This is a genomic window from Nonomuraea ferruginea (assembly GCF_039540635.1).
Classification (GTDB): domain Bacteria; phylum Actinomycetota; class Actinomycetes; order Streptosporangiales; family Streptosporangiaceae; genus Nonomuraea; species Nonomuraea ferruginea.
Genome location: NZ_BAABFD010000002.1, coordinates 63,211 through 76,128 on the forward strand (window position 1 = coordinate 63,211; position 12,918 = coordinate 76,128).

Annotated in this window: 13 protein-coding genes; 7 read left to right on the forward strand and 6 right to left on the reverse strand. The window is 74.1% G+C overall.

Annotated elements, in window-relative coordinates:
* Nucleotides 1-146 precede the first annotated feature (146 nt).
* Complete coding sequence (locus ABD999_RS03580; RefSeq protein WP_271279133.1) at nt 147-1,343, forward strand: cytochrome P450; 1,197 nt, start codon at nt 147-149, stop codon at nt 1,341-1,343.
* A 15-nt stretch (nt 1,344-1,358) separates the two neighbouring features.
* On the opposite strand, the gene ABD999_RS03585 is transcribed toward ABD999_RS03580, so the two are convergent.
* The 4 genes from ABD999_RS03585 to ABD999_RS03600 form a co-directional block, all read right to left on the reverse strand.
* Nucleotides 1,359-1,997, reverse strand: coding sequence for a GNAT family N-acetyltransferase (locus ABD999_RS03585; protein ID WP_271279132.1), 639 nt, complete (start codon nt 1,995-1,997; stop codon nt 1,359-1,361).
* A 63-nt stretch (nt 1,998-2,060) separates the two neighbouring features.
* Nucleotides 2,061-2,822: an ABC transporter permease gene (locus tag ABD999_RS03590; protein ID WP_271279131.1), complete on the reverse strand. Its 762-nt coding sequence runs from the start codon at nt 2,820-2,822 to the stop codon at nt 2,061-2,063.
* Entirely contained in the window at nt 2,819-4,345 is a 1,527-nt protein-coding gene (locus tag ABD999_RS03595; protein ID WP_271279130.1) for a DUF1349 domain-containing protein, read from the reverse strand. The genes ABD999_RS03590 and ABD999_RS03595 overlap by 4 nt, the downstream gene beginning before the upstream one ends.
* Nucleotides 4,342-5,265: an ATP-binding cassette domain-containing protein gene (locus ABD999_RS03600; RefSeq protein ID WP_271279129.1), complete on the reverse strand. Its 924-nt coding sequence runs from the start codon at nt 5,263-5,265 to the stop codon at nt 4,342-4,344. The genes ABD999_RS03595 and ABD999_RS03600 overlap by 4 nt, the downstream gene beginning before the upstream one ends.
* A gap of 388 nt (nt 5,266-5,653) precedes the next feature.
* Here ABD999_RS03600 and ABD999_RS03605 point away from each other — a divergent pair, with 388 nt between their 5' ends.
* Together ABD999_RS03605 and ABD999_RS03610 are read left to right on the forward strand one after the other, a co-directional pair.
* Entirely contained in the window at nt 5,654-7,144 is a 1,491-nt protein-coding gene (locus tag ABD999_RS03605) for a sensor histidine kinase (RefSeq protein ID WP_271279128.1), read from the forward strand.
* Nucleotides 7,145-7,256: 112 nt separating this feature from the next.
* Nucleotides 7,257-7,895 carry a response regulator gene (locus tag ABD999_RS03610; RefSeq protein WP_261808578.1) on the forward strand — a complete coding sequence of 213 codons (639 nt, stop codon included), beginning with the start codon at nt 7,257-7,259 and terminating at the stop codon, nt 7,893-7,895.
* A 7-nt stretch (nt 7,896-7,902) separates the two neighbouring features.
* Here the strand turns inward: ABD999_RS03610 and ABD999_RS03615 are convergent, their stop codons facing one another.
* Nucleotides 7,903-8,877: an aldo/keto reductase gene (locus ABD999_RS03615; protein ID WP_271279127.1), complete on the reverse strand. Its 975-nt coding sequence runs from the start codon at nt 8,875-8,877 to the stop codon at nt 7,903-7,905.
* A 90-nt stretch (nt 8,878-8,967) separates the two neighbouring features.
* On the opposite strand from ABD999_RS03615, the gene ABD999_RS03620 reads away from it, so the two are divergent.
* The 3 genes from ABD999_RS03620 to ABD999_RS03630 all read left to right on the forward strand — a co-directional run bounded on the left by ABD999_RS03620 (nt 8,968) and on the right by ABD999_RS03630 (nt 11,129).
* Nucleotides 8,968-9,600, forward strand: coding sequence for a TetR/AcrR family transcriptional regulator (locus tag ABD999_RS03620; RefSeq protein WP_271279126.1), 633 nt, complete (start codon nt 8,968-8,970; stop codon nt 9,598-9,600).
* 85 nt (nt 9,601-9,685) lie between these two features.
* The gene (locus tag ABD999_RS03625) at nt 9,686-10,591 is read left to right on the forward strand and encodes an alpha/beta hydrolase (protein WP_271279125.1); all 906 of its coding nucleotides are present in this window, start codon (nt 9,686-9,688) and stop codon (nt 10,589-10,591) included.
* Between the two features lie 55 nt (nt 10,592-10,646).
* Nucleotides 10,647-11,129, forward strand: a complete 483-nt coding sequence (locus ABD999_RS03630) for a GNAT family N-acetyltransferase (protein WP_271279124.1) — start codon at nt 10,647-10,649, stop codon at nt 11,127-11,129.
* Here the strand turns inward: ABD999_RS03630 and ABD999_RS03635 are convergent.
* A complete protein-coding gene (locus ABD999_RS03635; RefSeq protein ID WP_345482563.1) occupies nt 11,110-12,282 on the reverse strand; it encodes a hypothetical protein in 1,173 nt (390 codons plus the stop codon). The genes ABD999_RS03630 and ABD999_RS03635 overlap by 20 nt on opposite strands.
* Before the next feature lie 50 nt (nt 12,283-12,332).
* Here ABD999_RS03635 and ABD999_RS03640 point away from each other — a divergent pair, with 50 nt between their 5' ends.
* Nucleotides 12,333-12,896: a TetR/AcrR family transcriptional regulator gene (locus ABD999_RS03640; protein WP_271280332.1), complete on the forward strand. Its 564-nt coding sequence runs from the start codon at nt 12,333-12,335 to the stop codon at nt 12,894-12,896.
* Nucleotides 12,897-12,918 lie beyond the last annotated feature (22 nt).

Below are 12,918 nucleotides of genomic sequence, written 5' to 3' on the forward strand. Positions count from 1 at the left end.
TGCCGAACCCCGGCGGCGTCCCGGACCGCCGGGGCGACGGGACGCGGTGTCGTGTCAGCGGCGGCGTCAGCACGGCGACGGCCCGCTGTCAGGGCGCCCGGCGAAGGTGGACGCGTTGACCGACCACGACACCAAGGCGGATGACCATGGAACACACCGTCGCCACGATGCCGACCGCGCGCCGGCCCGGATGTCCCTTCGACCCGCCCGGCGAGCTGATCCAGGCCCGCGAGCACGGCCCGATCAGCCGCTACACCTTCCCCGGGGGCAGGCCCGGCTGGCTGATCACCGGATACGACCTGGTCAGGTCGGTCCTGGCCGACGCGAGGTTCAGCTCACGCAAGGAGCTGATGCTCCACCCGTCCATCGACATCAGCGGCATGGAGATCCCTCCCGCGCCGCCCGGCGAGTTCCTCCTCATGGACGAGCCGCAGCACGGGCGCTACCGGAAACCGCTGGTGGGCAAGTTCACCGTGCGGCGCATGCGGCAGCTCACCGAGCGCGTCGAGCAGATCACCGCCGACCACCTGGACGCCATGGAGAAGGCCGGGCCGCCGGTGGACCTGGTGACCGCGTTCGCCAAGCCCGTCCCCACCATCGTCATCTGCGAGCTGCTGGGCGTGCCGTACGAGGACCGGGGCTCCTTCCAGGAGCAGGTCGACTCGTTCCTCAGCGGGGAGACGAGCGACGAGGACATGATCGCCGCCTACACGGCGACCCAGCGCTATCTCGGGGAGCTGGTGGCCGCCAAGCGCGCGAACCCGACCGACGACGTGCTCAGCGACCTCACCGACGGCGACCTGACCGACGAGGAGCTGCGGGGCATCGCTCTCATCCTGCTCGCGGCCGGGCTCGACACCACCGCGAACATGCTGGCGCTGGGCACCTTCGCGCTGCTGCGCAACCCGGCGCAGCTGGCCGCGCTCCGCGCCGACCCCGCGCTCACCGACCGGGCCGTGGAGGAGCTGCTGCGGTATCTGAGCGTCGCCAAGACGTTCATGCGGACGGCGCTGGAGGACGTCGAGCTGGGCGGCCGGACCGTCGAGGCCGGGACGACGGTCATCCTGTCGTACAACACCGCCAACCGCGACCCCGAGCGCTTCGCCGACCCCCACGTGCTGGACCTGGGGCGGGAGGCCCGCGGGCATCTGGCGTTCGGCCACGGCATCCACCAGTGCCTGGGTCAGCAGCTGGCCCGCGTCGAGATGCGGGTCGCCTTCCCCGCGCTGGTCACCCGCTTCCCCACGCTGCGCCTGGCCGTGCCGCCGGAGGAGGTCGGGCTGCGCCCGGAGACCGCGGACATCTACGGGCTGAAGAGCCTGCCGGTCGCCTGGGACGTGTGACCCGCGAGGCGCGCGTCAAGGGCTCCACACCATCGTCCGCTGGTGGACACGCGCGCCCCGGTGGCGCAGGCCCGGCACCAGGGGCGCGGGGCCGTGCGCGGTGAAACCGGCCCGCTCGAAGAACCGCACCGCCCGGGTGTTCTCCACCAGCGTCTGCAGGTGGCAGCCCGGCGATCCCGCCTCCTTGAGCCGCCGCTGCCACGACTCCATGAGCCCCTGGGCGGCGCCGGTGCCGCGGGCTTCAGGGGCGACGTTGATGTGCAGGTGGGAGGGCCAGCGCGGGTCCTCGAAGTCGCCAGGGGCCGGCTGCCGGCGGATCGCCGCCCCGGCCGCGTCGAGCATGGCGTGGGCGAAGAAGGCCGCCGGGCCGCGCCGCAGGTAGAGCCGGTGCCTTCTGATCGCCCGCGTCATCCGCTCGCTCTCGCCGGGGAACGCCGCGCCGTCCAGGCAACCGGTCAGGTAGCCGACGAGGACGCCCCGGTCGGCGGCGAGGAACAGCGAGTCCGGCTCCCGGTCCATGTAGGGCTCCAGGTAGATGTCACGCTCGGACTCCGCGTGCCCCCACAGCGAGCCGGTGGGCGACCCCTCCCCCGCGCGCGCGAACAGCTCGCGCAGCTCGGCTCGATCGTCTTCCCTGAACGTCCGGATCTCCATCGGCACTCCTCAAAACTGTGTATGCCGTACAGAGTAATCGATGGCGCCGGTCGACGACGCGGATCACGACGCGTCGCGGGCCCGCAGCAGCAGCCCGCCGGCCAGCAGCGCCGTCGCCGACCAGGCCGCGAGCACGCCGAGACCCGCCCAGGGCGGGATCGGCAGGCTCGCCACGTTCACGGTGGTCTGCACGGCGAGGCCGGCGTTCATCGGCGCCAGGCTCCACAGGACCCGGTGCCAGCCCGGATCCGACACCATGTGCGCCAGCAGCGGGAACAGGTAGAGCAGCCCGAGCACGACCGCGATCGACGCCGCCGGATCGCGGACGGCCATCGCGATCCCCACGCCGAGCAGCGCGACCAGCGCGAGGTAGAGCACCGAGCCGGCGGCCGCGCGCAGCGTCGGCCCGTCGGCGAGCGACAGTGCCGGGTAGCCGCGGCCGGGCAGGATGAGCCGCCCGGCCAGCGCCGACACGAGGACGGCGACGGTCCCGGCGACCGCGGTCAGCCCGGCGACGACGGCCGCCTTGGCCGCCAGCACCCGCCCGCGGCGCGGTATCGCCGTCAGGGTGGTGCCGATCATGCCGGTGCCGTACTCGCCGCCGACGGCCAGCACCGCCAGCAGGGCGACGCATGCCTGGCTCGCCTGGAGTCCGCTGAACGTGAGCTTGACGGAGTCCTGCGCGCACCGTCCCCAGGGGCAGGTCAGCGTGGCGGCCAGGGCGGCGCCCACGGCCACGGTCAGCACGACGGCGAGCAGCAGCAGCGGGCCGGTCCCCGCCACGGTGCGCAGCTTGGTCCACTCGGCGTGCAGCGCCCGGTTCACGCGTCCCTCCTCTTCAGCCTCACCACGGCCAGGGCGAGCGCGAACGCGGCGTAGCAGCACAGCACGCCCAGCCCGGCCCACGGCGGCAGCGGGTAGTAGCCGCCCTGCGGCACGTAGAAGTCGAGCACCTGCGGATACTCGGGGATGCTCTGCTGGACGGCGAACGCGGCGGCGGGCGTGACCCGCAGCAGCCACAGCGACAGCTCGACGGGCAGCACGGAGGCGGTGGCCAGCACGTGCGGCAGCAGGATCAGCGCCAGCGCGGTGACGACCGCCGCCGCGCTGCGCCTGAACAGCGTCCCGAGCGCCAGCGCCAGCACGGCGGACACGGCCAGCAGCGCGGCCACCCCCGCGATCACCCGCACCTCGGTGAGCGCGGGCACCGGCAGCACGTGGTTGCCGTTGCCCCGCAGCAGATGCTTGCCGACCGGCATCGCGACCGCGCTCGCGGCCAGCCCTGCGGCGAACACGACCCCGCCGATCACCAGGGCCTTGGCCGCGAGCACCCGGCCCCGGCGCGGCGAGGCCGCCAGGGTGACGCGGACGAGCCCGCGCCGGTACTCGGCGGTCACGAACAGCACCGCCACGACGACCACCACCACCAGCGCGAACAGCACCCCGGTCAGCGTCAGCTCCACCGCCATGCCGCCGTCGGTGCCGACCGGCGCGATGTCGCCGTTCCCGACCACGGTGAACGTGCCGCCCGACTCCACGGCGCTGCCCGGGTGGTGGACCTCTCCGGGGTTCGTGCCGGGCGTGGGGCTCACGTCGGTGTGCCGCCACGCCCCGGGCGCCGCGCCCTCGACCTTCACCTGGTCGAACACGGCGGTGGTCTCGGTGAAACGCATCTGCTCGATCAGCCCGCCCAGATCGGCCTGCTTCACGGTCAGGTCACCCGGCGAGGCGGCGAACATGCCGATCTCCACCTCGGCGGGCAGATCCGGCAGGCGGACGACGGCGACCTCGGCCCACTGCCGCCCGTCGGCGGACTCGTACCCGGTGAGGGTTTCTCCCGCGCGGGTCAGCCGCAGCCAGCGCGGCGCCCCGCCGGGCCGGCCCGCCACGTCCCCGGTGTAGTCGTGCTGCATCCGCACGCCGTGCTCGCCGGTGACCATGACCGCCGCGTAGGACGAGCCCGGCTCCATGCTCGCCTTGACGATCACTCCGGCCTTCGCCCACGGCACCAGCCCCGGCACGATCTCGTCGTGGTCCGGCGGCGGGTAGGTGATGATGCCGGACATCGACGTCAGCCGCACGGTGATGGAGCCGTCGCCGTCCAGCGTCCGGTGCACGAAGAAGAACTTGTCACGCACAGCGTGGCCGTCAGGGCCCAGCGGCGGCTCGGGACAGGCGGTCTCGACCCCGTTCCTGTCACACGAGGCGTGGCTGCCCGCCGCGGAGACCGCTGCGAGCAGCGGGACGAGCAGCGCCGCGACCACCGTGCCGAGCACCCAGCCGCGGACCGTGCGGAACTTCGTCCACTCCGCGCGCAGCGTCCGTGCGAACCCGGCCGCCGGGCTCATCGGGCCGCCCCGTCCGCGCGGAACTCGACGGCGTCCCTGGTCAGCTCCATGTACGCCTCCTCCAGCGTGGCCCGGTGGGCCGTCACCTCCGAGAACGGCACCCCGCCTCCGGTCAGCAGCTCCACCACCCGCTCGGCGGACGGCCCCGACGCGGTGACGGTGTCGCCGCCCGTGACGGCGACCGTGGCGCCCGCCCCCGCCAGGGTCTCCATCGCACGGGAGCGGGCCGTGGTGCGGATGGTCACCCGGTCGTGGGAGGCCGCCTCGATCAGCTCGGCCACGCCCATGTCGGCCACCACCCGGCCCCGCCCGGCCACGACGAGCTGACCGGCGGTCCCCTCCAGCTCGCTCATCAGATGGCTGGACACCAGCACCGCCCGGCCCTCGGCGGCCAGCGACCGCAGCAGGCCGCGGATCCACACGATGCCGTCCGGGTCGAGGCCGTTGAACGGCTCGTCCAGCATGAGCACCGGCGGGTCGCCGAGCAGCGCGGCGGCGATCCCGAGCCGCTGCCGCATGCCCAGCGAGTAGCCGCCCGCCCGCCTGCGCGCCTCCGCGCCCAGCCCCACCAGGCCGATCACCTCGTCCACCCGCGCCGCCCCGAGCCCCTGGGAGTGGGCCAGCCACAGCAGGTGGTCGCGGCCCGTACGGCTCGGCTGCAGCGCGCCCGCGTCCAGCAGCGCGCCCACGTGGGTGAGCGGCTCCTCCAGACTCCGGTACGGCACACCCCCGACCAGCGCCCGGCCCTCGTCGGGGGCGTCCAGGCCGAGGATCACCCGCATCGTGGTGGACTTGCCCGCGCCGTTCGGCCCCACGAACCCGGTGACCCGGCCCGGCGGCACCCTGAACGTCATCCCGTCCAGCGCCACGGTCCGGCCGAACCGCTTGCGCAGCCCGGCTACCTCGATCGTCGCTTCCATGCCGCGCAGCCTAGGCAGCGGCGGCACCCCGGGTCGTCACGCCGCCGAGCGATCCTCTCCCTCCCTGCCTCCAGCGACCCGGCCTCCCTCATACGGGGGACTCCGGCGTTTCCGGTCACCGACGTTCCCCACACTCCGGCACCTCCGGGCACCGACGTTCCCCACACGAGGGATTCCGGCGCCTCGACGTTTTGGGGCACCGGAGGGAGCCGCGCCCGCGTTCACTTCCCCGCGAGGCGGACGGTCGTGGATCTCTCATGCGGGGGATTCCCCGGCTCCTACCCACCCTTCTCCTCCGTGCGGGCTGAAGGTTCTGTCCCGCCGTACGCCCTCTTCGTCCCTCGTACGAGGGATGTCAGCCTTCTGGTGAGCCGAGAGAATGGCCGTCGTGGGTGGAGGAACGTACGGGCGATGGGTCATGGGGCACGCGCCCGTGGTGGCGGGGGTGTCGGCGGCGGTGCTGGCGGTCGGCGAGATCGCCCTGCGGGCGGAGGGAGCCCGGCCGCTCACCCTGGCGATGCTCTTCCTGGTGGGGCTGGCGACCACGGCCCCGCTGGCTCTGCTGCCCGGGCAACCGGCCGTGGCCGCCGCGGTGGTGACCGTGTCGGTGCTGCTGTCCCTGACGGCGTTCCAGACCCTGACCGTCGCGGGGGCGGCGGCCCAGCTCGCCTGCGGGTACCGGCTCGGGCGGCACGGCTCCTGGCGACTCGCCGTACTGCTCGCGGCCCCCTTTCCCCTGCTGGCCCTGTTCCCTGCCCTGACCACGACCGACGTACGAGTCCCGGCACAAATCTTGACCCCAGCACCGTCGCAACCCCCGACCCCAGGGCTTTCACCATCAGGAGAGCCCACATCCACCACAGAACTGACACCACACGAAAGGCTCACGCCGTCACTCGGGCCGACCTCCACGGGAGCGCCGCACTCCACGGGAGCGCCCCACTTCACGGAAGCGCCCCACTCCGCGGGAGGGCCGGTCTCCGCGGAAGCGCCGCACTTCACGGGAGCGGCGGACTCCGCGGGAGGGCGACACTACGCGGAAGAAGCGGACTTCAGGCGGGGGTCGGCCTCTGCGGGAGGGGCGGACTTCAGGCGAGGATCGGACTCCGCTGGAGGGGCGGCGGGGTTGGTGTTGGTGCTGGGGTCGCTCGCTCCTGCGGCGGCGCTGGCGGGGACGGCGCGGCGGGCGCACGCGGACGCCGCGGCCGGGAGCGCGGCGCGTCAGGAGATCGCCGGGACCCTGCTGGAGCACACGGCCCGCGGCGAGCGCGCCCGCATCGCCCGTGAACTGCACGACGTGGTGGCCCACCATGTCTCCATGGTCGCCGTGCAAGCTGAGTCGGCAAGGCTGGCCGTCCCCGGGATGCCCGCCGCCGGCGCCGAACGGCTGTCCGCCATCGGCGACACGGCCCGTGCCGCGCTGACCGAGATGCGGCGGCTGCTCGGCGTGCTGCGCGAGGACACCGAGGCGGAGCGCCGCCCGCAGCCGGGGCTGACGCTGGAGGAGCTGATCGAACTGGTCGACGAGTCGAGGGACGCTTCCGGGTCCGCCACGAGGCTCATACTCAGCGGCACGCCGGTCCCGCTGGACCCGGGCGTCGAGCTGGCCGCGTACCGCATCGCGCAGGAGGCCCTCACCAACGCCCGCCGTCACGCCCCCGGCGCCGCGGTCGACGTGGAACTGCGCTACGGCGGCGACGGCCTGCGCCTCCTTGTCCGCGACAACGGCGGCACGCTCCCCACCGGCCCGGACGGCGGTTTCGGCCTGGCCGGCATGCGCGAGCGCGCCACCGCCGCCGGAGGCGACCTCCGAGCCGGCCCCGCCGAGGGCGGCGGATTCCTGGTGGAAGCCCACCTACCACGAGAGGCGACGGCATGAAGGCGACCGCGTTCCCGGTGAAACGCCGCCGACCGGAAAGTACGACGTGAGCGGCGAACACGCCCCCGGACCAGCACCCCCGGCCGGGAAAGGTGGCGGGCGGGTTCGGATCGTGGTGGCCGACGATCATCTGGTGGTGCGTACCGGGTTCGGGGAGTTGCTCGACACGCAGCCGGACTTCGAGGTGGCCGGCACCGCCGCCGACGGTGCGGAGGCGGTGCGGGTGTGCGGCGAGGTCCGGCCGGACGTGGTGCTCATGGACGTGCGCATGCCACGCATGGACGGCATCGAGGCCACCAGGCGGCTGGCCGGCTCGGGCCCGCGGGTGCTCATCCTGACGACGTTCGACCTGGACGAGTACGTCTACGACGCGTTGCGGGCCGGGGCCAGCGGGTTCCTGCTCAAGGACGTCACCGCCGAGCGGCTGTTCGACGCCGTACGGGTGGTCGCCGCCGGGGACGCGCTGCTGGCCCCGGCCGTGACCAGGCGGCTGATCAGCGAGTTCGCCCGGCTGCGGCCGGAGATGGAGGCGGTGCCGATCGCCGCGCTCACCCCGCGCGAGACCCAGGTGCTGCGCCTGCTCGCCGAAGGGCTGTCGAACCCGGAGATCGCCGCCCGGCTCACGGTCACCGAGGAGACGGTGAAGACGCACGTCAGCCGGGTGCTGGCCAAGCTCGGGCTGCGCGACAGGACGCAGGCCGTGGTGGCCGCGTACGAGTCGGGCCTGGTGGTGCCGCGCACCCGCCGGTGATCCGAGGTCACTCCCAGACGGGGAGCATGCCCTGCGGGTAGCGGGCGCCGTAGCCGCCGGTCGGCAGGATCTCGGCGATCCGCGTAAGGTCGGCGTCGTCGAGGACGAGGTCGGCGGCGGCGACGTTCTCCGCCAGCCGCTCGGGGCTGCGGGTGCCGGGGATGGGCACGATGTCGTCGCCCTGGGCGAGGAGCCAGGCCAGGGCGAGCTGGGCCACGGTGGCCCCCTTGCCCGCGGCGAGCTCGCCGAGCAGGCGGGTGGCCTCCAGGTTCTTCTCGTAGTTGCCCGGCTGGAAGCGGGCGTCCCAGCTGCGCATGTCGCTCTCGTCGTACTCGGCGCCGGGCTTGGCCTGGCCGGTGAGGAAGCCGCGGCCGAGCGGCGAGTAGGCGACGAACCCGATGCCGAGCTCGCGCAGGACCGGGAAGAGCGCCTCCACCTCCCGCTCGAACAGGGAGTATTCCGTCTGCAGGACCGAGACGGGCTGGACGGCGTGCGCCCGGCGGATGGTGCCGGCCCCGGCCTCGCTCAGCCCGAAGTAGCGGACCTTGCCGGCGTCGACCAGCTCCTTGACGGTGCCCGCCACGTCCTCGATCGGCACGCTCGGGTCGACGCGGTGCTGGTAGAGCACGTCGATGACGTCGACGCCGAGGTAGCGCAGGCTGTTGTCGACGACCTCGCGGATGTGCTCGGGCCTGCTGTCGACGCCGCCCTGTCTCGTACCGGTGAAGTCGAAGCCGAACTTGGTCGCGATGACCACCTCGTCGCGCACCGGCGCGAGCGCCGCGCCGACGATCCGCTCGTTCTCGCCCTGGCCGTAGAGCTCGGCGGTGTCGAAGAACGTCACGCCCAGCTCGTGGGCGCGGCGGATGGTGGCCTCGCCCTCCTTCTTGTCCGAGGGGCCGTAGGCGAAGGAGACGCCCATCGCTCCGTAGCCGATCGCCGAGACCGTCAGGCCCTGCCGTCCGAGGCTCCGCTGCCGCATGATGCTCACCTTCCCGTGGGTGAATGTAAGAGCACTCTAACATCAGAATGTGAGAGTACTCTAACATCCGGAAAGGGGGGATCGTCCACCGTGAGCAGTCCCACGGCGCCGCGCCGCCGCTACCATCACGGCGACCTGCGCGCCGGGCTGGTCCGCGAAGGCATCGCGCTCCTGGCCGAGACCGGGGTCGCGGGCTTCTCCGTGGCCAAGGTCGCGGTGCGGGCGGGCGTGTCGTCGGCCGCGCCCTACCGCCACTTCCCCGACCGGGAGGCGCTGCTCGCCGCCTGCGCGGCCGCCGTCATCGGCGAGATCACCGACCTGCTCGCCGAGGCGGCCGAGCGTGCCGGGCCCGACCCGGCCGACCGGCTCGCCGCCACCGCGAGCGCCTATACCCGCTACGCGCTGGACCATCGCGCCGGCGTCGAACTCGTCTATACCCACGACTTCCCCGCCGAGCACTGCCAGACCGTCCACGAGCAGAGCCGCCGGCTCACCGACACGCTGACCCGGCTGGCCGCGGACGTGCTGCCCGCCGACACCCCGTGGGCCGAGCTGCTGGACTTCGTGTACGTGCACCTGTCGACGGCGCACGGCTACGCGACCCTGCTGGCGAAGGGCGGCCGCCTGCCCCGCGACGCCGACGCGCACGCCGCGCGCGCCCGGACGGCGGCCCGTGACCACATCGCCGGCTACCTGGCGCGCCGCGCCGCCGGACAGCCCTGACCCGGGCGGGCCGCGCCGATCGGCGCACGATCCGGTCACGATGCCCGACGGTTGGCGGCTGATCCCCGGCGGCGAGGACGCGAGTATGGCTGGCATGGATCCCGAACTCGAAGCGTTCATCCCGCTGTTCCCCCGCGCCGACCTGACTGACCCGGTCGTCGAGCGCAAGAGCTTCGCCGAACTCGCCACCTCGGTCCCGGCGCCCGACACCTCGAACATGGACGTCGAGGACCACACGGTGCCCGCCGACCCCGGCGTGCCCGTACGGCTCTACCGCCCGCACGGGGCGCAGGGCGCGATCATCTGGCTGCACGGCGGCGGCTTCGTCATGGGCGACGTGGACACCGAGCACCCGTGGGCGGCCAGGCTCGCGGACGTCTCCGGCACGACGGTGATCTCGGTGGGCTACCGCCTGGCCCCCGAGGACCCCTTCCCCGCGGCCCTGGACGACGGCTACGCGGTGCTGGCCTGGGCGTCCGAGCACGCCGCCGAGCTGGGCCTCGACCCGGCCAGGATCGCGGTCGGCGGTCACAGCGCTGGGGCGGGGCTCGCGGCGGCGATGGCGCTGCGCTCGCGTGACCAGCAGGGGCCGCCGATCCGCTTCCAGCTGCTCAACCAGCCCGGCCTCGACGACCGGCAGCAGACGTGGTCGGCGCGGAACTTCACCGACACGCCCTGGATGAACCGCGCCAAGGTCACCGCGGCCTGGGGACACTACCTGGGCTCCGCGCCCGCCACGCCGTACGCCGCACCGGCGCGGGCCACCGACCTGTCCGGCCTGCCGCCGGCCTACATCGCCACGGCGGAGCTCGACCCGAACCGCGACGAGGACATCGAGTACGCGCTGCGCCTGCTCCAGGCCGGCGTGTCGGTCGAGCTGCACCAGTGGTCCGGCACCTTCCACGGCTCGCAGGCCATCCTGTCGGCCGAGGTGTCACAGCGGCAGATCGCCGAACTCGGCGCCGCCCTGCGCCGCGCCCTGGCCGGGTGAGCCACCCGGTAAAGCCCGTTGCCCGGCGGCGAGCGGCCTCGCTAACGTCGGGGGGATGGTCAGAGCGCGCAAGGCGACGGCGGCGGACGCCGCGGAGCTGGTACGGCTGCGAGCGGTGATGCTGGCGAGCATGACCGGCCGCGAACCGGCGGACGACGGGTGGCGCGAGGCCGCCGAGCGGAGGCTGCGGGCGCGGCTGGACGAGCCGGACCCGCGCATGCTCGCCTTCGTGGTGGACGCGCCGGGCGGCGGGCTGGCCGCGTGCGCGACCGGCACGGTCGAGGAGCGGCTCGGCGGGCCGGGCGCCCCCGAGGGCCTGGTCGGCTACGTCTTCAACGTCGCCACCCACCCGGAGCACCGGCGGCGCGGCTACTCGCGGGCCTGCGTGACCGCCCTGGTCGAGTGGTATCGCGAGCGCGGCATCGTCACGGTCGACCTGCGCAGCTCCGCGGAGGGCGAGCCGCTCTACGCCTCGCTGGGCTTCGTACGCACCCACGACCCGGCCATGCGGCTGCGGTTCACGGAGCCGCGCCCGTGATGAGCCGCCAGCCCTCAGGTTCGAGGGCGTACGCGGTCACGCTGCCCGAGGCGAACCACCGCCAGGCGGCCGGGCGCACCAGCGTGGCCCCGGCCGCGGCGGCCACCAGGGCCATGGCGCGCGGGTCGAAGCCCGGCGTGAGCTCCTCCGTGCCTCCCTCGTAGGGACCGCGGCGGAGCACGGCGCCCGCCAGCTCGGCCAGCACCGCGGCGCGGCCGCGCGAGGCCGCGCCCAGGACGGCGAGCAGCAGCTGGTGCGTCCGCACGCCCGGCACCGCGGCGGGCTGCGGCCGGGCCGCCCGCCCCAGCGCCAGGTCGAGCAGGGGCGTGATCAGGTCGACCCCCGACAGCAGGGCGTTGACCGGCTCGACCAGGCGCGGGTTGACGTCGATGAACGCCGGCCCGTCCGCGCCCAGCACCACGTCCGCCGACAGCGCGCCGTGCCAGCCGAGCCCTTCGCCCAGGGCCCGCAGGTGCTCGCGCACCTCCGGCAGCGCCACCCCGCGCTTGTGCCCGGCGCCGCCCCTGGCGCCCTCCCGCACCCGCAGGCAGGCGTGGAAGGCCACGAGCGCCCCGGTGTCGAACACCGACTGCACCATGGCCAGCGGCCCTTGGACCTCACGTTGCACCAGCAGCTCCGGCTCGCCGTCCCACGAGGGGCCGATCGGCTCCCCCGGCCCGGCGAGCCGCCGCACGCCGCTGCCGGCGGTGCCGATCGGCCGTTTCACGTACGCGGGATAGCCGTCCCACCCGGCCAGGTCGCGTACGACGGCGGACGCCGGCTGCGGCAGCCCGAACCGGGCCAGCGTGGCGTGCGCGGACACCTTGTCCTGCACCGCGGCGAGCGCCGCGAAGGGCGGCACGGCGGTGGCGGTGCCGGCTCCGTCTTCCCGCGACAGCACCGCGACCTGTTCCTGCGTCGGCAGCAGCACGTCGAACCCGCCCCGCCGGTAGACGCCGGTGGCGGCCTCCAGCCAGCCGTACGGGTCGGCGCCGTAGGAGGGCACCCGGTGCACGCGGCGGACATGCCGGGTGAACGCGCACAGGCAGCGCGGATCGGGCGAAAGCGCCTCGACGTGGTGCCCCGCCCGCGACAGCACGGTGGCGCACTGCCGCGAGGTGACGCCCGACCCGTCCGACAGCAGGATCCGCATGGCCGCCTCCCGTTTGTGTATGAAGTAAGCGTACGTCATATACTTACGTCATGGGCAGACCCGCGCAGATCAGTCGTCCCGCCGTCCTGGCCGCCGCGCTGGAGGTCGCCGACGAGCACGGCCTCGACGCGGTGACCATGCAGGCCGTCGCCGCCCGGCTCGGCGTCACCGCGATGGCCCTCTACCGGCACGTACGAAGCAAGGACGACCTGCTCGACGGGCTGGTGGAGGCGCTGCTGACCGAGTTCCCGCCGCCGGACCCCAGCCTGCCGTGGCGGGAACGGCTGGCTCTGACGGCCACCGCGGTCAGGGCCTCGGCGGGCCGCCATCCGGCGGTGTTCCCGTTGCTGCTGCGGCGGCCCGCCGAGACGGACCAGGCGCGGCGGGTGCGCGACGGCGTGCTCGCGGCGCTGCGCGAAGCCGGGCTCGACGACGAGCGGGCCGCCCGCGCCGAGCGGCTGATCAGCACCGCCGTGCTCGGGTACGCCGCCAGTGAGGCCGCCGGCCGGTTCGGCCACCACGCGCGGGAGGTGCGGGACGCCGATTTCGAGATTCTCCTGGACGTCATCGGCGCGTGTGTCGATCCGGGCGGGAGCCGTTCGTGTAGGGAGTGAGACCCACGACCACGAGAGGGAC